17 protein-coding genes are annotated in these 21,005 nt (G+C 39.4%); 3 read left to right on the top strand and 14 right to left on the bottom strand.

Annotation, left to right across the window (positions count from 1 at the left end):
• Positions 1-2: 2 nt before the first annotated feature.
• From truB to gyrA, 6 genes are all read right to left on the bottom strand, one after another.
• The gene (gene truB, locus N8M95_RS00720; RefSeq protein ID WP_261116383.1) at positions 3-881 is read right to left on the bottom strand and encodes a tRNA pseudouridine(55) synthase TruB; all 879 of its coding nucleotides are present in this window, start codon (positions 879-881) and stop codon (positions 3-5) included.
• Between the two features lie 10 nt (positions 882-891).
• Positions 892-2,166: a DUF2130 domain-containing protein gene (locus tag N8M95_RS00715; RefSeq protein WP_261116382.1), complete on the bottom strand. Its 1,275-nt coding sequence runs from the start codon at positions 2,164-2,166 to the stop codon at positions 892-894.
• A gap of 95 nt (positions 2,167-2,261) precedes the next feature.
• The gene (locus N8M95_RS00710) at positions 2,262-3,509 is read right to left on the bottom strand and encodes an O-acetylhomoserine aminocarboxypropyltransferase/cysteine synthase family protein (protein WP_261116381.1); all 1,248 of its coding nucleotides are present in this window, start codon (positions 3,507-3,509) and stop codon (positions 2,262-2,264) included.
• Positions 3,510-3,690: 181 nt separating this feature from the next.
• A complete protein-coding gene (locus N8M95_RS00705; RefSeq protein ID WP_049499380.1) occupies positions 3,691-4,488 on the bottom strand; it encodes a formate/nitrite transporter family protein in 798 nt (265 codons plus the stop codon).
• Between the two features lie 142 nt (positions 4,489-4,630).
• Positions 4,631-5,374, bottom strand: a complete 744-nt coding sequence (locus N8M95_RS00700) for a class A sortase (protein WP_033681684.1) — start codon at positions 5,372-5,374, stop codon at positions 4,631-4,633.
• Positions 5,374-7,842 (bottom strand): DNA gyrase subunit A, encoded by a 2,469-nt coding sequence (gene gyrA, locus N8M95_RS00695; protein WP_261116380.1) that lies wholly within the window; start codon positions 7,840-7,842, stop codon positions 5,374-5,376. The genes N8M95_RS00700 and gyrA overlap by 1 nt, the downstream gene beginning before the upstream one ends.
• Positions 7,843-8,036: 194 nt before the next feature.
• On the opposite strand from gyrA, the gene N8M95_RS00690 reads away from it, so the two are divergent.
• Positions 8,037-9,023 carry an L-lactate dehydrogenase gene (locus N8M95_RS00690; RefSeq protein WP_020901464.1) on the top strand — a complete coding sequence of 329 codons (987 nt, stop codon included), beginning with the start codon at positions 8,037-8,039 and terminating at the stop codon, positions 9,021-9,023.
• 693 nt (positions 9,024-9,716) lie between these two features.
• Here the strand turns inward: N8M95_RS00690 and N8M95_RS00685 are convergent.
• The gene (locus tag N8M95_RS00685; RefSeq protein WP_261116379.1) at positions 9,717-10,952 is read right to left on the bottom strand and encodes a tetratricopeptide repeat protein; all 1,236 of its coding nucleotides are present in this window, start codon (positions 10,950-10,952) and stop codon (positions 9,717-9,719) included.
• Positions 10,942-12,108 carry an AI-2E family transporter gene (locus N8M95_RS00680; RefSeq protein WP_261116378.1) on the bottom strand — a complete coding sequence of 389 codons (1,167 nt, stop codon included), beginning with the start codon at positions 12,106-12,108 and terminating at the stop codon, positions 10,942-10,944. Before N8M95_RS00680 ends, N8M95_RS00685 begins: the two co-directional genes overlap by 11 nt.
• A gap of 153 nt (positions 12,109-12,261) precedes the next feature.
• Here N8M95_RS00680 and N8M95_RS00675 point away from each other — a divergent pair, with 153 nt between their 5' ends.
• Positions 12,262-13,275, top strand: a complete 1,014-nt coding sequence (locus N8M95_RS00675) for a lactonase family protein (protein WP_084862359.1) — start codon at positions 12,262-12,264, stop codon at positions 13,273-13,275.
• A 282-nt stretch (positions 13,276-13,557) separates the two neighbouring features.
• Here the strand turns inward: N8M95_RS00675 and tuf are convergent, their stop codons facing one another.
• Complete coding sequence (tuf, locus tag N8M95_RS00670; RefSeq protein ID WP_001040726.1) at positions 13,558-14,754, bottom strand: elongation factor Tu; 1,197 nt, start codon at positions 14,752-14,754, stop codon at positions 13,558-13,560.
• Between the two features lie 206 nt (positions 14,755-14,960).
• Complete coding sequence (locus N8M95_RS00665) at positions 14,961-16,070, bottom strand: AI-2E family transporter (protein WP_023947789.1); 1,110 nt, start codon at positions 16,068-16,070, stop codon at positions 14,961-14,963.
• A gap of 102 nt (positions 16,071-16,172) precedes the next feature.
• On the opposite strand from N8M95_RS00665, the gene pbp3 reads away from it, so the two are divergent.
• On the top strand, positions 16,173-17,414 hold the full coding sequence (gene pbp3 / locus N8M95_RS00660) for a D-alanyl-D-alanine carboxypeptidase PBP3 (protein WP_261116377.1): 1,242 nt from the start codon (positions 16,173-16,175) through the stop codon (positions 17,412-17,414).
• 190 nt (positions 17,415-17,604) lie between these two features.
• Here the strand turns inward: pbp3 and sdbB are convergent, their stop codons facing one another.
• From sdbB to atpD, 4 genes are all read right to left on the bottom strand, one after another.
• Entirely contained in the window at positions 17,605-18,171 is a 567-nt protein-coding gene (gene sdbB, locus N8M95_RS00655; protein WP_020901470.1) for a thiol-disulfide oxidoreductase-associated lipoprotein SdbB, read from the bottom strand.
• Between the two features lie 11 nt (positions 18,172-18,182).
• The gene (ccdA2, locus tag N8M95_RS00650) at positions 18,183-18,890 is read right to left on the bottom strand and encodes a thiol-disulfide oxidoreductase-associated membrane protein CcdA2 (RefSeq protein ID WP_033681677.1); all 708 of its coding nucleotides are present in this window, start codon (positions 18,888-18,890) and stop codon (positions 18,183-18,185) included.
• A 194-nt stretch (positions 18,891-19,084) separates the two neighbouring features.
• Complete coding sequence (locus N8M95_RS00645; RefSeq protein ID WP_033681676.1) at positions 19,085-19,504, bottom strand: F0F1 ATP synthase subunit epsilon; 420 nt, start codon at positions 19,502-19,504, stop codon at positions 19,085-19,087.
• A gap of 10 nt (positions 19,505-19,514) precedes the next feature.
• Positions 19,515-20,921: a F0F1 ATP synthase subunit beta gene (atpD, locus tag N8M95_RS00640; protein WP_000094357.1), complete on the bottom strand. Its 1,407-nt coding sequence runs from the start codon at positions 20,919-20,921 to the stop codon at positions 19,515-19,517.
• Positions 20,922-21,005: the final 84 nt, after the last annotated feature.

The raw sequence follows: 21,005 nt of genomic DNA, 5'->3' as shown, positions 1-21,005 counted from the left end.
GACTAGCCAAAAACCTTTCTTGGTTTGTAGAAATTGTCCCTTTTTTCTAGAATAGCTAGCAATTTATCTCCCTCAAAGGCAGCCAATTCCTTATCCGACTGATCGAGCTCGATAAAACGACCAAAGCGTACTTCTGTAGCCTCTTCTTGAGTTAGGAAAACTTTAACAAGGTCGCCTGTCCCAATCTCTAGAGGATGGAGAAAGTCCAATTGAACAGCCTCCACTTTTTCAGCAATTTCTTCCAAGGTAAGAGCATCTTCTAGTTGCAAACCAGCTGCACTAGTACGAGTTAACTGAGACATATGGGCAGTATAGCCAAGTTTTTCTCCCAAGTCAACCGATAAGGTACGAATATAGGTTCCCTTGCTACATTTCACACGGAAAGTAAAACGTGCAAGATGGACATCATAAGAAATCGGACTTGTTCGTTCAAATTGATAAATAGTCACCTGACGTTCTGGACGTTCTACTTCCTGACCAGCACGCGCATACTCATAGAGCTTACGACCATTAACCTTAACAGCCGAATACATAGGCGGAATCTGAGTAATAGGCCCAGTCAAGCTAGTAATGGCTTCATCAACAAGCTTTTCATCCAAGGGCGACAAAACAGGGGTCTCTGCGACCACTTCTCCACTGGCATCCTCGGTCGTTGTTGAATAGCCAAGAGTGATTTCACCCTCATAGACCTTGCCCTCATCCTGCATAAACTCGACCATGCGTGTCGCCTTGCCAACCGCAATGGGCAAAACACCCACCACATCCGGATCCAAGGTCCCACCATGACCAATCTTATTAGTTCCCAAAATCTTACGCAGTTTAAAAACCGCATCATGCGAGGTCATCCCCGCTTCTTTTTTTAAGTTGATAATACCGTTCATTTTTGCTTTCTCACTCCCCCTTCAGCGCTTCAAACTTCGCTTTCATTGTTGGATTCTTCCGAGTCAATTTTTTGACGGAAACATCTTCCAATTTATTGTTTGCAAGGCGGAGTTGGTTTTCAGATGTTGTTAGGAACTTTTTAACCTCTTCCATCCGTTTGATGGCCTTGTCGATTTCATCGATTGCTTTACCAAAGTTGGTCGAAGCTGAATTATAGTTCTTAGCAAAGGCCTGTTTAAAGGCATCCAAGTCTTCTTCAAAATGCGTAATGTCTATATTTTGCTCCCGAACCAAGGCCAATTCTTGTTTGTATTTGAGAGAATTAAGAGCCGCATTTCGTAAGAGCCCAATCAACTGGATAAAGAATTGAGGGCGAACCACATACATCTTTTCATACTCGTGGCTGACGTCAACAATCCCTGTGTTAAAGTAATCATTATCGGCTTCAAGCATGGTTACCAAAACCGCATATTCACAGTTCTTTTCACGACGGTCCTTATCCAATTCCTTATAAAAATCGGCATTCTTGTGCTTCTTCTCTGTTCCATCTGCTTCATTTTTCATCTCAAACATGATAGAAATGATTTCAACCCCATTTTCATCACATTCACGGAAGATAAAGTCCCCCTTAGACCCACGCGCGGAGACCTTGTTATCCTTCTCAAAGTAGGCATTTGGAAAGGCAAAACTACGGACCTTGTTAAACTCACTCTCTGCATAGTGTTCCAGACTTTCCCCGATAGCTTTTGTAGATTGTTGAGCTTTGAAATTCTTATAAAATTCGACTTGTTCACTAGCTGCCTTGAGTTGAGCTTCGTAGTTTTGTTTAACAGAAGCAAGAGAAAGCTCATTTTCTTTTTCTTGTAACAGAAGCTGGTTTTTGACCTGATCTCGTTCTTTTTCTAGATCAGAAAGGGTCTTTTGGAGCTGATTTTCATGCTCTAAACGCAAGGTCGCCAATTGGTTTTCCAAGGCCTGTACTTCCTTGTCCTTAGCCAATAAGGCCTGATTGCTTGTCTGTTCAACCTCTTTCTTGGCCAGTTCTTTCTCTGTATCAAAGTTTTGGATTTGACTCTGTAATTGCGCAATTTCTTGGTCTTTTTGAGCTAGTTTAGACTGTTGCTCATTCATGGCCTTTTGCTCTGCCAAGGCCAGTTCCTGCCTCATCCTATCGTGTAGTTCCTTATCAAACTCTGCCGTTCTCACTTGGGACAGAAGTTCCGCATACTGACTCTCATTTACTGTAAAGACTTCCCCACAATTGGGACATTTGATTTCGTTCATATCGTTCCTCTTTCTAGACTTCTGTAACCATTATATCATGCCTAAGGGAAAATCAAAAACAGTGAGTCGAAACCCACTGTTTATCTTCTTTTTCTTTAAATTTTTTCCAAGGCCAAGCGCAAGTCTTCAATCAAATCCTCTACATTTTCAAGTCCGATAGACAAACGGATTTGGTTTGGTGTGACACCTGCTGCTTCCAGATCTTTTTCTGACAATTGACCGTGAGTGGTTGTGGCTGGATGGACAACAAGCGATTTAGCATCTGCCACATTTGCAAGGTCAGAGAAGATTTCCAAATTGTCAATAACCTTGCGTGCTTCTACCTCCCCACCTTTGACATGAAAGGTAAAGATTGAACCCACACCTTTTGGTAAATATTTCTCAGCCAAAGCATGATAAGGACTATCTGCCAATTTTGGATAGTTAACTTTTTCTACCTTAGGGTGGTTGACAAGGAAATCAACAATTTTCTCTGCATTTTGTACATGACGTTCGACACGAAGTGAAAGGGTTTCAAGTCCTTGGAGCAAGAGAAAGGCATTAAATGGTGACAAGGCTGCACCTGTATCACGGAGCAATTGAACACGAACAGCGATAATAAAGGCAGCCGCACCTACATCACGAGTATAGCTCAAGTTATGATAGCTTGGGTCTTCCTCAACAAATTGAGGGAATTTCCCTGAAGCCGCCCAGTCAAAACGACCACTATCGACAATCACTCCTCCAATAGTCGTACCATGACCACCGATAAACTTAGTCGCAGAGTGAATGGCAATATCTACACCATGAGAAAAGACATTAATCAAATAAGGTGTGGCAAAGGTGTTGTCAGAAACAAGAGGAATCTGATGTTTATGAGCAATCTCTGCTAATTTTTCCAAATCTGGAATGTTAATCAAGGGATTGCCCAAGGTTTCAATCAGAACAAGCTTGGTATTGTCATTGATGGCTGCTTCTACTTCCTCCAAATTATCAACATCGACAAAGGTTGTTGTGATCCCATAACGAGGAAGGGTTTCCTTCAAGAGATTGAAAGTTCCACCGTAAATTGTTGATGCTGCTACAACATGGTCACCAGCATGGGCAAGAGCCAAAATCGTATAAGTCACTGCGGCCATACCTGATGCGGTTGCAAGAGCTCCAACACCACCTTCAAGGGCAGAAATTCTTTCTTCAAAGGCAGCTGTTGTAGGGTTGGTGATACGAGTATAAATATTCCCTGGTTTTCTCAAGGCAAACAAATCGGCACCTTCCTGCGTGTCATCAAAAACAAAGGATGTTGTTTGATAAATCGGCACTGCACGAGACTTAGTTGCTGGATCAACTACTTGCCCAGCATGCAATTATAAGGTTTCAAATTTAAAATCACGAGTCATAAAACGACCTCCAAATAGTTTGATTAAGGATATTGTAGCACCTTAAGGTATAGTTTACCAATATTAGTTTTCTATATTTTGATATAAGAAATAGCTATTACCTTATCTTAAAAATGAAAAAAGGCACGACTCAATCGTGCTCATTTTCTTAATCTACGTAAGTATCTTCATTTTTATTGAGGAAGGCATATGGAAGACCCATCAAAAGACCTCCTCCGATAAAGTTTCCAACGAAGGTTACACCCCAGTGACGAAGCATATTCCCAACACCAAAGTTAGCAATTGAATCCGCAGCAACACTGAATTTCACAATCGCGAAAGAAGCAAAGTTCGCCGCAATGTGCTCGTTTGTTAAAAATACAAACATGTAAATCGCTGACAATACAAGCCAAAGTTTGGCACCACCATCTTTGACCAAAACAAATGAAAGAATCGCAATATTTACGAAAATATTTGCCAAAATCGCCTCAAGCAAGATTAATTCATTTGAGCGGCCTAACTTCATCTCAACAACCCCTGAGATGAAACTATCGTGAGTCAGATGTGCATAGGCTGCCGAATGAGCAAAGCCCCAACCTGCTATCAAGGCTCCGATAAGGTTGAACAAAGTACAGTAAAGTAAAATCTCTGCTGTTTTTCTCCAAGAGATTTTTTTCAAGAAACTACCAGCAGTCAAGAACATCATGTTTGATGTTACCAACTCGGCATTCAAGAAAACAATGTAGGCCAATCCCCAAGCAAAGACAAATGGGAAGAGGAAGCGTCCACTACCTGGTGCAATTTTATTAATCAAGTCAGCTCCAACTGCACCTGCAGCAGTACTGAAGGTTAAAAATGCACCTGCAAACATCGAACGAATCGCATACTTAAATTTGCTTTGACTATAAAGACTTTCTTTCTTCTTGCAAGCAAATTCAATCTTTGAGATAAATTCTGAAGAAACCATAATAAACTCCTAAACTTTTATTTGTGATAATTATAACATAAACTTTAGAATTAAGGAAACGTTTTCTGTATTTCATAAAAGTTTATTTTATGAAAATATTAAAAGAATCAATGAAACTTAATCTTCACTGATTCTTTTAGAACTAATAAAATTGTTTATATGGTTGATTGAAGGCTGTCAGAATTTCATCAGATGTTTGTGAATAATCTTTTGTTTCTTTCAAATCACCCTTTACAATGATCCGCTCAGTAGCTGCTGCATCCTCACAAGTTACTAAAGTAATTTCATCAACACCAGTTCGGTCATCAATTTCATCTACTCTATCTGGTGTAACTCGTTTCACTTCACTAATTTCATAGGTATACACTTTATTCTTATCTGTCAAGTGAATTTTCATCCCTTTTTTCGCACGATCTAGTGGAGAAAAAAGCATCTGACTAGCATTATCACCTGTGAAAATATGATGGCTAGCTAATGAATAATTCCCTTTACCCATTTCTTGGTCACGCTTCATGGTACCCGCACCATATAAAAGATTGACATTTGCAATCCCCTTAAAGATAGGTAAATTAATTTCAAGCTCAGGTATTGCAATTCCTCCGATAACAGGTAATTTTTGATTATCCCATTGAGAGGCTAAAACAGCTTCAGAGGAAATGGCTTTTACTGAATCAAAATCAAAATTTCCCTCTGTGTCCTGATTTTCTTCTATTTTTTCTTTTGATACTTGACTAACTTGGTATTTATTACTATTCCAAGCAATAAATGCATCACGAATCTTTGCATTAAAAATTAAAGCAATAGAGATCAGTATGAGAAATACAGCCAAGATATTTGTCAGCAGATTTTTTCGTTTGATTTTCTTATTATTCTTTTTATGAGACATTATGCTTCACCTTCTGTTTCGTTTTCTGCCCCAACTTCTTCTTTTTCTGCCGCTGCAACCGTAGTAAAGGTTACAATTTTAGCATCTTGGTCCAGGCGCATCACTTTAACTCCCATAGTTGAGCGACCTGTTTGTGAAATATTGGCAACGTTAGTTCGAATCATGACACCAGTATCAGTGATAATCATCAAATCTTCATCACCTTTAACTGTCATAAGACCAGCAAGGGAACCATTCTTTTCAGTAATTTTAGCAGTTTGCATCCCTTTACCACCACGACCTTTTGTTGGATATTCAGTCGCAACGGTGCGCTTACCATATCCTTTTTCAGTGATGATAAGAACCTCGTCCTGATCTGTGATTACACTAGCACCAACTACTGTGTCCCCCTCACGGAGATTAACACCTTTCACACCCGTAGCGATACGACTCATTCCCCGAACAGCTGATTGATTAAAGCGAACTGCATAACCAAACTTGGTACCAATGATAATATCCGTGTCTTCTTCCGTCAACAATACATTAATCAACTCATCTTCATCCTTGAGGTTCAAAGCCTTGAGTCCATTCTGACGAATGTTAGCAAATTCCTTAACACTGGTTCTCTTCACAATACCATGACGGGTTGTGAAGAAAAGGTAAGCATCATCACTACGTTCAGATTCAACATTGATAATAGTCTGAATACTTTCGCCTTCATCCAATTTTAAAAGATTGACAATTGGCAATCCCTTAGCAGTACGGCCATATTCAGGAATTTCATAGCCTTTAAGGCGATAGACGCGTCCTTTATTTGTGAAGAAGAGCAGGTGATCATGGGTGCTAGTTGACACTAACTCACGAACAAAATCATCATCCTTAACACCTGTCCCTTGGACACCACGACCACCACGTTTTTGAGCGGTAAATTCGCCTTGGTCCAGACGTTTAATGTAGCCTTTGTTAGACAGTGTAATTAAGACATCAGCTTCTTCAATTAGATCCTCATCTTCAAGACTCAAGACTTCACCAACCATCAATTCAGTACGACGTTGGTCGTCAAACTTACGCTTGACTTCATCTAATTCATCTTTGATGATTTGAGAAACACGTTCTGGCTTAGCAAGAATATCCGCCAAATCCGCAATCAGAGCCAAGAGGTCATCATACTCAGACTGGATCTTATCACGTTCTAAACCTGTCAAACGACGAAGGCGCATATCAAGAATGGCTTGACTTTGACGTTCAGATAACTTGAATTTGCTCATCAACTCAGCTTGTGCTTCCGCATCCGTTTCACTAGCACGGATGATACGAATCACTTCGTCGATATGGTCTAGTGCAATTAAGAGACCTTCTAAAATGTGTGCACGCGCTTCTGCTTTTTCCTTGTCAAAACGAGTACGACGAACAACCACTTCTTTTTGGTGCTCGATATAAGCATCCAAAATCTGACGAAGAGACAAAATCTTCGGTACACCATTTTGGATAGCAAGCATATTGAAACCAAAGTTGGTTTGCATCTGGGTCATCTTGAAGAGATTGTTGAGGATAACATTGGCTGAGGCATCGCGCTTTACTTCGATAACAAATCGAACCCCTTCACGGTTTGACTCATCACGTACTGCTGTGATACCCTCAATGCGTTTTTCCTGAACCAAACGAACAATATGCTCATGCACCTTTGTTTTATTGACCATGTAAGGAAATTCTGTTACAACGATACGCTCACGGCCAGTTTTAGTTTCTTCGATTTCAGTACGAGAACGAAGAACAATCGAACCTTTACCTGTTTCGTAAGCTTTATGAATACCTGATTTCCCCATAACAAGGGCACCAGTTGGAAAATCTGGCCCAGGCAAGACTTCCATCAAATCCTTAGTGGTCACTTCAGGATTGTCCATGACCAACTTCACAGCATCAATAGTTTCACCCAAGTTATGAGGTGGAATATTGGTCGCCATACCGACAGCGATACCAGTAGCTCCATTAACTAAAAGATTTGGAAAACGAGCTGGAAGGACTAAAGGTTCACGTTCATTGGCATCATAGTTATCAACGAAATCAACCGTATTTTTATTGATATCACGAAGCATCTCCAGAGCAATCTTGCTCATACGCGCCTCAGTGTAACGCTGGGCGGCAGCACCGTCTCCATCCATAGAACCAAAGTTCCCATGCCCGTCGACAAGCATGTAACGGTAGCTCCACCATTGAGCCATACGAACCATGGCTTCATAGATTGAGGAATCTCCGTGTGGGTGGTATTTCCCCATGACATCCCCTGTAATACGAGCAGATTTTTTATGAGGTTTGTCTGGAGTAACACCCAATTCATTCATTCCGTAGAGAATTCGACGGTGAACAGGTTTCAAGCCATCTCGAACATCAGGAAGAGCCCGCGCTACGATAACACTCATGGCGTAGTCGATAAAGCTCGTCTTCATCTCCTTTGTCAGATTGACATTCACTAAATTTTTATCCTGCATTAATAAATGCCTCATTTCACAATTAGTAATTAACAATATTATACCATAATGTCTTCCATATTTCAGGTATATACAATCGCTAAAACGTTTACATCAAGAACTGAAAGGCATATCCGTGACAAAGCTTTTTAAAAGTGATAGAATTGAAGTAACTGGGGAAATCCCTGAATAAAATTAAGGAGATGTTTAGAATAATGACTTCAACTAAACAACACAAAAAAGTTATCCTTGTCGGTGATGGTGCTGTAGGTTCTTCTTACGCTTTTGCACTTGTTAACCAAGGAATTGCACAAGAGCTTGGAATTATCGAAATTCCACAATTGCATGAAAAAGCTGTTGGTGACGCGCTTGACCTTAGTCACGCCCTTGCCTTCACTTCACCTAAAAAAATCTATGCAGCTCAATACTCTGACTGTGCAGACGCTGACCTTGTTGTAATCACTGCAGGTGCGCCTCAAAAACCAGGTGAAACTCGTCTTGACCTTGTAGGTAAAAACCTTGCTATCAACAAATCAATCGTAACTCAAGTTGTTGAATCAGGTTTCAAAGGTATCTTCCTTGTTGCTGCCAACCCAGTTGACGTCTTGACTTACTCAACTTGGAAATTCTCTGGTTTCCCTAAAGAACGAGTTATCGGTTCAGGAACTTCACTTGACTCAGCTCGTTTCCGTCAAGCACTTGCTGAAAAACTTGATGTTGATGCTCGTTCAGTGCACGCCTACATCATGGGTGAACACGGTGACTCTGAGTTCGCTGTTTGGTCGCACGCTAACATCGCTGGTGTAAACCTTGAAGAATTCCTTAAAGACACTCAAAATGTTCAAGAAGCTGAATTGATTGAATTGTTCGAAGGTGTTCGTGATGCAGCCTACACAATCATCAACAAAAAAGGTGCAACATACTACGGTATCGCAGTAGCCCTTGCTCGTATCACTAAAGCAATCCTTGACGATGAAAACGCAGTACTTCCACTTTCAGTATTCCAAGAAGGTCAATACGGAGTTGAAAACGTCTTTATCGGTCAACCAGCTGTTGTTGGGGCACATGGTATTGTTCGTCCAGTAAATATCCCATTGAACGACGCAGAAACTCAAAAAATGCAAGCATCTGCTAAAGAATTGCAAGCTATCATTGACGAAGCATGGAAAAATCCAGAATTCGAAGCAGCTTCTAAAAACTAATTGTAACTAGGTTCTCATTTAATGAGAACTCCACACCGAAGACAAACATCATTTTAGTGTTTGTCTTTTTTTTTCTTCATCTCTACTATCCTTAAAATAAGTTGAACCCTCTATAAAATACTTTTCAATGCAAAACAAAAAACTTTCCCTCCCTGTTTTCCTTGCTTTTTCCGAACTAAGTCAATCTTAACTTCCAGTTGCTCACTTATAAACTTATCTTGATTATCTAACACTTGGTAAGTATATTTGTGGTTATTGGATACGATTAAATCATAGATGAAGGAAAATAGAGAACTTACTCAACATGACGAAGAATATAGTCTTGAGGAACGAGTCCCTCTAGTGTGTAATAATCAGCACGATTGCAATCGTAGTCTCATTTTTTTATGAAACATGGCAAAGATATCACAACTTTTCTTACCCCTATTCTACGATTTCACACAAAGAAAAGCCCTTAGAAACTTTTAGTCTAAGGGCTTTCTATTCAATCTGTCACTTATGAAATGAGAACTTTTTCTTTTACTATAAAGTCTAAGATTGTACTTTTAAAAATATTACTTATCTCACTTCTTATGTCTTATATTGGAAACTCGAATACAAACACAACAATTCAAATATACTCTCACCATACAATAGATAAAATAACCTGTAGATGATACTATGAAAAATGATAAGATATAGCTTTAAAACATTTTATTCCTGCAATCTCTCATACAATTCTTGCATTTGAACATCGTCTGGAACCAGTTTTAAGTAAGCTTGTGCATTGACTTTTGCTTCCTCAAAGTAGCCCAATTCACGTAAGAGATAGATATAGTGTTCTAGAAATTCGGGATTGTCCTTCAAATCTCCTGCCAACTCTTGGTAATGTTCATAGGCAGAATCCAAATCGTCCAATTCTTGATAAGAACGAGCAATCATCCACTTGGTCAAAAGGTTTTCTGGCTCCTCGCTCTGCAAGTCTAGAATATCCTCATAACGCTCCTGCTCCAGATAAATAGTTGCTAAACGAAGCAAGATTTCTTCTGTATCCTCAGCGTCTTCTTTTGCAGTAAGGAGGTAGTTTTCTGCTCCGCTAGCATCATGTAATTCATAAGATAATTGTGAAGCAGCTAGCAAAAGGCGAGTTTCAAAGGGATTTTTCTCTAAGCCTTGCTTAGCAATACGCAGGGCTTCTGCAACTTGATGTTCCTTATGTAAGGCCTGACTGTAACCATACTCATAGCCTTCAAAGTCAGGAGAAATGGTATCAAGCTGCTTAAAGTAGAGGACAGCTTTTTGATATTCTTCTTGATCAAAGTAAAGACTGGCCAACTCAAAAGCTGTTAGGTCATCGTATTCTAACTCCAGGGCTTTTTCTAAAAACTCTGTAGCTGTTTCAAATTTCCCCAACTGGGCATAGGCAAAGCCAATCCGTTGATAGGTAGAAATACCCGTTTGCTCATAAATAGTACGATTATCTAACTGAGCATAGCCTTGAATAGCCTCTTGGTAATTTTCCAACTCACTATCCAACTCTGCCAAGCCCAATATCAAGAGAGGATCCTCTGAATAACTCAATGCCTCCAGCAATTTTTCACGCGCTACATCTGTCAAACCTTCCATCTGGTAAAGGTCTGCCTTAAGAGCCAAAGCTGAAACATACCAGTCACTGTCAGTTTGTATTTCCTCTAGATAGGCAAAGGCTTCTTCGATTTGACCATCTTCGCTAGCAATAGCTGCCAGATTAAGATTTACCTCTGGAAAGTCCTCTACGATTTTCAGGTAAATGTCCTTAGCCTGAGGATAAAAACCAATCCCTTCAAGATAAGTAGCTAACTCATACAGAAGGTCACTTGGATCATTTTCTAAAGCTTTAGCGAAATAATGCTCAGCCTTGGTTAAATCTTGCTCTTCCAAAGCCTGTAACATCTGTTGACTATTGTTCACTCTTGATTTCCTCTCCCTCTAGTTCATATAGACCACTGACTACCTTATACCATTCAAAAATCGCTGAAATGACAACTTTAGCAGAGGCATAAACTGGAATACCGAGTAAAACTCCCCAAATACCAAACATAGATCCTGAAGTTAACAAAACAAAGAGAACATTAATGGGATGGATGTTTAATTGACTTCCCAAAATCAATGGAGAGACAAAACGGCCTTCAATAGTTTGTTCTACTATAAAGACAATCACTACTTTTAAAAGCATGACTGGCCCAGCAATCAAGCCCAATACTAGGGCAGGAAGCATGGCTAAGAAGCTACCCAAATAAGGAACCAAATTTAAAATACCAGCAGTAACCCCCAACGTAACTGCATAGCGTAGACCAATAATCTTGAAGAAAATCATAAACATTACCGCTACAATAATCGCCACTGTCACTTGCCCTCGAACATAGTTGGACAACTGTTGATTCACATCTGATAAAACCTGTCCAACAGGTTCTTTCAATTTCGTTGGCATGAATTGGGTCAAATAGTGACGTAGGCCTTTTCCATCACGTAAGAGATAAAAGAGCATGAAAGGAACGATAATCAAGGCAACAATCACTTGAGATGCCCCGCTAATAAAGGCGCTCACCCAGTTGACTGCCTGAGAAGAAACCTTGCTCGCCCAAACTGTAGCCTGACTAGAGAAGTTTGTTAAAACTTGCTCTAACTGAGGTCTAAAATCATCTGGCAAACGCTTGGTTACCAAATCATTAATAACTCTGTCCGCATCTTCGAGATAGACTGGTACATTTCTTGCAAAGGTTAAGACCTGACGCTGCAGATTTGGAATAGCTACTGCCAAGCCCCAAATGATAAAGAGGGCAATGATGACAAAGACAGTACTGATTGCGATAACACGATTGATTTTGTGTTTCTCCATCCAATCAACAATAGGATTTAATAAATAATATAGCAAACCAGATAGAATAACTGGCAACATCACAACTGCCAAAAAATCTAAAACAGGTGAAAATAGAAAACTAATCTTACTTAAAATAAAAAGATTTAATCCCAATAATAAGGTTACCAAAAATACCGTAATTGCCTTGTTATCCAAAAACCACTTGAAAAACCAAGATAGGCTAAAATGTTTCTCTTTTTGCTCCATAAATACTTCCTTTCTGTTATTCTCTCATTATACCATTTTTAAATCAAAATAACTCTTTTTTAAAGTGCTTACATACTACTCAATTGCACCGCATAGCATATTATAAATTCATTTTGTGATATAATAGACTTATCTTTATAAAGAGGTATAGTCATGAAAGAAACTGTTTATTTTGGAACTTATACACGTCGTACTTCCCAAGGGATTTACAAGGCAGACTTTGATACAGAAACTGGTCAGCTTTCAAATCTAGAACTTTTTGCACCTGAACCAAGTCCGACCTACCTTGTCTTTGACCAGCACCAACATTTATACACTGTTGGTAGTCAAGACGATAAGGGGGGCATTGCAGCCTATCAAACTGATGGAACCTTATTAAATCATGTCGTGGAAAAAGGAGCTCCCCACTGTTATGTTGCCGTTGATGAAAAGCGTGATTTGGTGTACGCGGCAAACTACCACAAGGGACAGGTCCTTGTTTATAAACGCAAGGAAGATGGCAGTCTTCTACTTAGTGATGTAGATCAACACAGTGGCCAAGGTCCACATGAGAATCAAGCTTCTCCCCATGTTCACTTTACTGATTTAACACCTGACAACTATCTAGTGACCTGTGATTTAGGAACTGACCAAGTAATTACTTATGATCTTGATCCAGAAGGGAAATTATCTAAACTCTATACCTATCACAGCCAGCCAGGAGCAGGCTCGCGTCATATCATTTTCCATAACCACTATAAAATTGCTTATCTGATTTGTGAACTCAATAGCACTATAGAAGTTTTAATCTACGATGGTGTTGGCGAATTTGAACGCATGCAAGTTATTTCAACTCTACCAGACGGTTATGAAGGCTTTAATGGTACTGCTGCTATTCGTCTCTCTAAAGACGGTAAATACCTCTACGCTTCTAACCGTGGTCATGATTCTATCGCAGTATATACAATCCTTGCGGACGGTAGTTTAGAGTTGTTAGAAATCGTTCCGACACATGGTCAGACTCCACGTGATTTTGATTTGACACCGGATCAAGAATTTGTCATTGCTGTCCATCAGGACTCTGACAATGCAACCGTCTTTAAACGCAATCCTGAAACTGGTCGTCTAGCAGAACTTTCTAATGACTTCCATGTCCCAGAAGCAGTCTGCATCAGTTTTGCTAATTAACATAATTATAACTGATCAACTAACGGAGCTACACACCAAAGACAAACATCATTTTAGTGTTTGTCTTTTTTATATCTACAAATTACTTTCCTCAAAAAAGATGTAACCTTTCTCAAAACAATTTTTCCATGAAAAGTAAAAATATTTCACAGCCATCATTCATTTGTCTCACACATAACGGAGCTAGACGGACTAATAGTGACATAATGAAAAAGAACCTTGCAAAGCAAGATTCTTTTAGTGTCTGACTTAAATAATTGTTCTTCTGGGAACTAAATCGAATTAAGCTTCGATTTCTGTAACCATACCTGAACCAACAGTACGTCCACCCTCACGGATAGAGAATGTAGTACCTTGTTCTACGGCGATTGGGTGGATCAACTCAACGTCGATTGTCACGTTATCACCAGGCATTACCATTTCAGTACCTGCTGGAAGTTCGATTGAACCTGTAACGTCAGTAGTACGGAAGTAGAATTGTGGACGGTAGTTGTTGAAGAATGGAGTGTGACGTCCACCTTCTTCTTTAGTAAGGATGTAGACTTCACCTTTGAATTTAGTGTGTGGGTTGATTGAACCTGGTTTAGCGATAACTTGTCCACGTTCGATTTCATCACGTTGAACACCACGAAGAAGGACACCTACGTTATCTCCGGCAAGACCTTCATCAAGTTGTTTACGGAACATTTCAACACCAGTAACGACTGCTTTTTGAGTTTCTTCTTTGATACCAACGATTTCGATTTCGTCGTTGACTTTAACGATACCACGGTCGATACGTCCTGAAGCAACTGTACCACGTCCAGTGATTGAGAATACGTCTTCGACTGGAAGAAGCAATGGTTTGTCAGTGTCACGTTCTGGTTCTGGGATGTACTCATCAACTGTGTTCATCAATTCCATAACGATGTCTTCGTATTTAGTGTCACCTTCAAGGGCTTTAAGAGCTGAACCTTGGATAACTGGAAGATCGTCACCTGGGAAGTCGTATTCTGACAATAGGTCACGGATTTCCATTTCAACCAATTCAAGCAATTCTTCGTCGTCAACCAAGTCAACTTTGTTCATGAAGACGATAAGGTGTTTAACACCAACCTGACGTGAAAGAAGGATGTGCTCACGAGTTTGTGGCATTGGTCCGTCAGTTGAAGCTACTACAAGGATAGCTCCGTCCATTTGAGCGGCACCAGTGATCATGTTTTTAACGTAGTCCGCGTGTCCTGGAGCGTCGATGTGAGCGTAGTGACGTTTTTCAGTTTCGTACTCAACGTGCGCAGTGTTGATTGTGATACCGCGTTCGCGTTCTTCTGGAGCAGCATCGATAGACGCATAGTCTTTAGGTTGGTTAACTGATGAAGGCAAGCGACGTGCCAAAACAGTTGTGATAGCTGCAGTTAGGGTAGTTTTACCGTGGTCAACGTGTCCGATAGTACCAATGTTAACGTGTGGTTTACTACGATCGTATTTTTCTTTTGCCATTTGAGTAAAAGCCTCCAATAAAATATATTTTATAGATAGACAGTAGGCAATACAGTCTAACTTTCCTTACTATTTTATCAAATTTCAGCTAAATTGCAAGTGTTTTACAAAGTTTTTGTGAATTATTCTTAATCTACTAATCTAAACGGTATTTCTACTCCCATCACTTCTTTAATGAAAAAGAAAAATCAGGAATTTCCTGATTTTTACTTAGCTAATTCTCTTTCTCGTTCTTTCATTATTTTATGATTTTCATACAAACGTGATAAAAACTTAGAAATTTCTTTTAAGATAGAATAGGTTGGTACTGCGACAATCATGCCAATGACACCATAGATATTACTTGATAACAAAAGTAATACTAAAATCGTAATTGGATGAACCTTCATCACTCCACCAACGATTCGAGGGTAAAGGATGTTCCCATCTACTTGTTGAATAATCAACATATAAACAACTGCAATCAGCATTCTATGAGGATCAGTAAAGACATTGGCGATAATCATCGGAATCAAACCAATACTTGGTCCAACATAAGGAATGAGATTGGCCAATCCTGAAAAGATGGCAAAGACCAAAGCGTATTTCAAACCAATCACGCTATATCCGATAAAGGCCAAACAACCAATAATAATCGCATCAATAGCAACTCCACTAATATATCGAGCAATTGTAGTATTCAAATTTTTTAAAAGACCTGTAATATGCAACTTATCTCGCTTTAAAACAGTACGCTCAAGCATCGGCAAGAATTTGTGGCCATCTAACAAAAAATAAATTAAAAATACAGGTGTCATGATAATAATCAAAACAGTACTAAAGAGCGCAGATAAGACACTTCCAACACTATTCGTTACACTATTTAGGATATTCTGTAGAATATCTACATAAGAGAGATTTAACTGTTGAATAGTCGCTTGAATATCTAAATTTTGAAAGGCTGGATAAGTGGATAAATCGATAATCAAATCTTGCAGACGACTGTAGATTGTCTGACTTGTAGCAATCAAACTTGTCAGCTGATTAATCAAAATCGGTAAGAGATAGACGACCCCAATAACTAGCCCACAAACCAAGGCGCACAAGGTTAGTAGAATACCAATGATACGGTTAATTTTGAAATACTTTTGTAAAAAATTTACAATAGGATTGGTCAAATAATATAAAAAACCACCTAAAAGAAAGGGAATCATTATAGTGTTTGCGACACTTACAAAAGGCGTTATAATCCCACCCATCTGTCTCCATAAATAAAAGATGATGGTTAATAGTAAAATCTCACTGGTCCAAAAAAATAATTTATTCTTACGAAACATGAAGTACCTCCATTCATCTATTTTACCACACTTTCAAAAAAGCTTCTTTCTTATATCATGAAACTGGGAATATTTTTTTCTTTATGATAGAATAAACTTACTATGAAAAAAATAATTTTAACTCTCCTAAGCCTTTCCGTTATTGGGGCAGCATCTACTGTTGATGCTCAAGATTTTAATATTGCTGCTAAACATGCAATTGCCGTTGAGGCGAATACTGGTAAAATTCTCTATGAGAAAGATGCAACCCAGCCAGTTGAAATTGCTTCAATCACAAAGTTAATTACTGTTTATCTTGTCTATGAAGCCTTGGAAAATGGCAGTATTACACTATCAACTCCGGTAGATATTTCTGATTATCCTTACAAATTAACGACAAATTCTGAAGCGAGTAACGTTCCTATGGAGGCTCGTAATTACACCGTCGAACAACTACTTGAAGCAACCCTAGTATCTAGTGCTAACAGTGCGGCTATTGCCCTAGCTGAGAAAATTGCTGGCTCAGAAAAAGATTTCGTCGATATGATGCGCGCAAAACTCTTGGAATGGGGAATTCAGGATGCCACTGTTGTCAATACGACGGGTCTTAACAATGAGAGTCTAGGTGATAACATTTACCCAGGCTCTAAAAAAGATGAGGAAAATAAGCTCAGTGCTTATGATGTCGCTATCGTTGCTCGCAACCTCATCAAAAAATACCCACAAGTCTTAGAAATCACGAAAAAACCTTCCTCTACTTTTGCGGGAATGACAATCACTTCTACCAACTATATGTTAGAAGGCATGCCTGCTTATCGAGGTGGTTTTGACGGACTTAAGACAGGAACAACAGACAAAGCTGGAGAATCTTTTGTTGGTACTACTTTCGAAAAAGGAATGAGGGTTATCACAGTTGTTTTGAATGCAGATCATCAAGACAATAATCCTTACGCTCGCTTCACAGCTACATCCTCACTAATGGATTATATCTCTTCTACATTCACACTTCGTAAAATCGTTCAGAAAGGCGATGCCTATCAAGATAGCAAAGCCCCTGTACAGGATGGAAAAGAAGATACAGTCACTGCTGTTGCCAAAGATGATATTTCTCTAATTGAACGTGTTGGAGGTCAATCTTCCCAATCTATTCAATTCACACCTGATGCTAAGGCAATTCCAGCACCACTTGAAGCCGGAACAGTGGTCGGACATTTGACTTATGAAGACTCAGACTTGGTTGGTCAAGGTTACATTACCACAGAACGGCCTAGTTTTGAAATGGTAGCAGAAAAGAAAGTTGAAAAAGCCTTCTTTTTAAAAGTTTGGTGGAATCAGTTTATCCGCTTTATCAACGAGAAGCTATGATATAATAAACTTCTTAAAGCTAAAAAATAAATATTATGTTTAAAGAAAAAGAAAGGGAATCTGTATAATACAGTACTCCCTTCTTTTTTTAAACTTAATTTATTGATAGCAAAAATCCCCTAAATCTTAGATTAATACTATCTAAAATCTAGGGGTTTGATTGTATAAATACTATTTTAAAATCTTGATTCTAGTTCATTTCTTTAAAGGCTGCTTCTGCATCCTCGTTGCTGATGACACCAAATTGAATCTTTCCAATCTTTCCTTGACTATCAATCAGGTATTCTGTAGGAATGCTTCGAATTTGATAAGCTTGGAAGGTGGTTCCTTTTGTGTCATAAAGTACTGGGATATCTTTATATCCTTGATCTTGGAACCATTGTGGAAATTGCTCGACAGTTTTTTCACCTTGAATTCCTGGTGCAATGACACTAAGAATTTCAAAATCACGATCTGGTTTCGCAGCTAATTCCATCAACTCTGGCATACTTTTCTTACATGGACCACACCATGAAGCCCAAAACTTCAAATAAACCTTTTTCCCCTTATAATCCGATAACTTGACTTCTTTGCCATCCATTGATTGCAAGGTAAAGTCTGGAGCCTCTTTTCCAACAGCAATTTGTTGTACAGGCGTTTGTTGCTGTTGTTTTGGAGATTGTTCTGGTGCTTGAGTCTTTTTACTTTCTTCCTCACCACAGGCCATCAATACAACTAGTGACAAGAGGCTTAAGCCAGCAAACATTACTTTTTTCATCTTTTTCTCCTTTATTCAAAAATTCCAGCTAGAACATTTACTTGTCCTAATAGTAACAAAATTCCCATTAAAATAATGAGGAAACCACCAATTTTCTTCAGTAGCATCATATGACGCTTGAGTTTACTAAAATAAGGCATCACTACGCCTGAAGCTAGAGCCAAGACCAAGAAAGGAATGGCCATTCCAAGAGTGTAAATCAAGGTATAGATAGCTCCTTGCCAAGCGCCATTGCCTCCAGAAGCCGCAAGTGCTAAAACAGAACTTAAAACTGGACCAATACAAGGCGTCCAACCAAAGCTAAAGGTAATACCAAGCAAAAAGGCTGACCAATAACGATTGGCTGCTGATTGCTTGAAGGTAAAGCTTTTTTGAATCTCTAATTTCTTAAAATGAAAAATTTCCATCTGGTGTAGGCCTAAAATGATGATAATTGTTCCCATGGTATAGCGAAACCAATTTGCATAGAGAATATTACCAAAGTAACCAGCACCAAATCCTAAGATAAAGAAAATGAGAGAGATACCTGCAATAAAGCAAAGTGTTCGAATCAAACCTGACCAGGCAACTTTTTTCCCAAATAATGAAAAACTTTTTGCACTATCCTGATCATCCAATAAGATACCAGTATAGACAGGTAACAGAGGGAAAATGCAAGGGGAAAAGAAGGACAAGATCCCTGCTAAAAAAACAGAGATTGAAAATACTATCGTTTCCAATAACGAACCAACTTTCTTAATAATTCTAATTCTATTTTACTATAATCAATTTTATTTGTATGATTTCTGCTACGCAAATTGAACTATGCTATCTTTTAATTATCTTTTATATCACTAGAAGATTCTAATTTTGCATCAGTTTTGCCCCTTAAGAATACATAAAAAATGAACTTGATAATTCAAGTTCATTTTTCTTATAGTCTTTTTCCGACATTAATACGGTTAATGGCACGTTGCAAAGCAATCTTAGCACGACGTTCTTGGTCAATCAAGTGTTTGTCTTGTGCTTCTTCAATTTCACGCTCTGCTCGAAGTTTGGCACGTTCTGCACGACTAACATCGATATCACGAGCACGTTCTGCAGAATCAGCAACGATTGTGATGATATCATTGGCAATTTCAATAACGCCTCCGTTTACTGCAATCCAGTTCACGTGATCTTCATCATCAATACGTTTCACCTTTACTTCATCAACTGCTAAAACCGCAATCATATTTTCATGTCGTGGCAAGATCCCCATCTCACCATCCAGAGTTCGAACCGATACATAGCTGGCATGGTGATCATAGACGAGACCATCTGGTGTCACGATCTGGACAGTTAACTGAGCCATAGATCACCTCTTAAAATCCCATTTTTTCAGCTTTTGCAATCACATCTTCGATAGAACCTACACCACGGAAGGCATCTTCTGGCAAGTGGTCATGTTTACCATCAAGGATTTCCTTAAAGCCACGTACAGTTTCAGCAACTGGAACATAAGAACCTGGCTGACCAGTAAATTGTTCCGCAACATTGAAGTTTTGTGACAAGAAGAACTGGATACGACGGGCACGAGCAACCAAGGTCTTTTCTTCATCAGAAAGCTCATCCATACCAAGGATAGCAATGATATCTTGCAATTCATGGTAACGTTGAAGAACACGTTTTACTTCTGCAGCAACTGCGTAGTGCTCTTCTCCAACGATTTCAGGTGCCAAGGCACGTGAGCTTGAAGCAAGTGGATCCACGGCTGGGTAGATACCCAATTGTACCAACTTACGTTCCAAGTTTGTTGTAGAATCCAAGTGAGCGAAGGCTGTTGCTGGCGCTGGGTCAGTATAGTCATCCGCTGGCACATAGATAGCCTGGATAGAGGTTACAGAACCCTTCTTGGTTGATGTGATACGCTCTTGCAATTGACCCATTTCTGTAGCAAGTGTTGGTTGGTAACCAACGGCTGATGGCATACGACCCAAAAGGGCGGATACTTCTGAACCAGCTTGAGTGAAACGGAAGATATTATCAATAAAGAGAAGCACGTCTTGGCCTTCCACATCACGGAAGTATTCAGCGATTGTCAAACCAGTAAGGGCAACACGCATACGTGCTCCTGGTGGCTCATTCATCTGACCAAATACCATGGCGGTTTTCTCGATAACACCTGATTCTTTCATTTCCCAGTAAAGGTCGTTCCCCTCACGAGTACGTTCCCCAACACCAGTAAATACTGAAATACCACCGTGTTCTTGGGCAATGTTGTGAATCAATTCTTGAATCAAGACAGTTTTACCAACTCCGGCACCACCGAAAAGTCCAACTTTACCACCTTTTAGATAAGGGGCAAGAAGGTCGATAACCTTAATCCCTGTTTCAAGGATTTCAGAAGAGGTAGACAACTCATCAAAAGTTGGAGCTTTTTTATGAATTGGCTGACGCTCTGCATCTTCTGTAAAAGGAGCTTCCAAGTCAATGGTATCTCCCAAAACATTGAAGACACGTCCCAAAGTTTCTTTACCTACTGGTACAGAGATTGGACGACCTGTGTCCAATACTTCCATTCCACGAGTCAACCCATCTGTTGATTCCATGGCGATAGTACGGACCATACCATCTCCCAACTCCAAGGCTACTTCAAGGACGATTTTTGTTTTTCTTTCGTCATTTTTGTAGACGACAAGTGCATTGTTAATCTCAGGAAGTTTTTCCCCCGCTGCAAACAAGACGTCTACAACGGGACCGATAACCTGAGCAATTTTACCTGAACTCATCTCCTTCTCCTATTCTATATAAGATACTGTCGGTTCCTAGTTTAACTAGGTCCTAAGTTCATTTTCATACGAGCTGGACTAGAG

Origin of the sequence: Streptococcus mitis (assembly GCF_946190325.1) — a bacterium.
In the GTDB taxonomy this organism is placed as follows: Bacteria; Bacillota; Bacilli; order Lactobacillales; family Streptococcaceae; genus Streptococcus; species Streptococcus mitis_CF.
Note: the sequence above shows the minus strand (reverse complement) of the source record. Positions and strands in the feature narration are given on the sequence as shown.

Excerpts from the sequence above, each read along its gene's own strand:
- truB (WP_261116383.1), bottom strand. The coding sequence starts at position 881 with ATGAACGGTATTATCAACTTAAAAAAAGAAGCGGGGATGACCTCGCAT.
- N8M95_RS00715 (WP_261116382.1), bottom strand. The coding sequence starts at position 2,166 with ATGAACGAAATCAAATGTCCCAATTGTGGGGAAGTCTTTACAGTAAAT.
- N8M95_RS00705 (WP_049499380.1), bottom strand. The coding sequence starts at position 4,488 with ATGGTTTCTTCAGAATTTATCTCAAAGATTGAATTTGCTTGCAAGAAG.
- N8M95_RS00700 (WP_033681684.1), bottom strand. The coding sequence starts at position 5,374 with ATGTCTCATAAAAAGAATAATAAGAAAATCAAACGAAAAAATCTGCTG.
- gyrA (WP_261116380.1), bottom strand. The coding sequence starts at position 7,842 with ATGCAGGATAAAAATTTAGTGAATGTCAATCTGACAAAGGAGATGAAG.
- N8M95_RS00690 (WP_020901464.1), top strand. The coding sequence starts at position 8,037 with ATGACTTCAACTAAACAACACAAAAAAGTTATCCTTGTCGGTGATGGT.
- N8M95_RS00680 (WP_261116378.1), bottom strand. The coding sequence starts at position 12,108 with ATGGAGCAAAAAGAGAAACATTTTAGCCTATCTTGGTTTTTCAAGTGG.
- N8M95_RS00675 (WP_084862359.1), top strand. The coding sequence starts at position 12,262 with ATGAAAGAAACTGTTTATTTTGGAACTTATACACGTCGTACTTCCCAA.
- tuf (WP_001040726.1), bottom strand. The coding sequence starts at position 14,754 with ATGGCAAAAGAAAAATACGATCGTAGTAAACCACACGTTAACATTGGT.
- N8M95_RS00665 (WP_023947789.1), bottom strand. The coding sequence starts at position 16,070 with ATGTTTCGTAAGAATAAATTATTTTTTTGGACCAGTGAGATTTTACTA.
- pbp3 (WP_261116377.1), top strand. The coding sequence starts at position 16,173 with ATGAAAAAAATAATTTTAACTCTCCTAAGCCTTTCCGTTATTGGGGCA.
- sdbB (WP_020901470.1), bottom strand. The coding sequence starts at position 18,171 with ATGAAAAAAGTAATGTTTGCTGGCTTAAGCCTCTTGTCACTAGTTGTA.
- N8M95_RS00645 (WP_033681676.1), bottom strand. The coding sequence starts at position 19,504 with ATGGCTCAGTTAACTGTCCAGATCGTGACACCAGATGGTCTCGTCTAT.
- atpD (WP_000094357.1), bottom strand. The coding sequence starts at position 20,921 with ATGAGTTCAGGTAAAATTGCTCAGGTTATCGGTCCCGTTGTAGACGTC.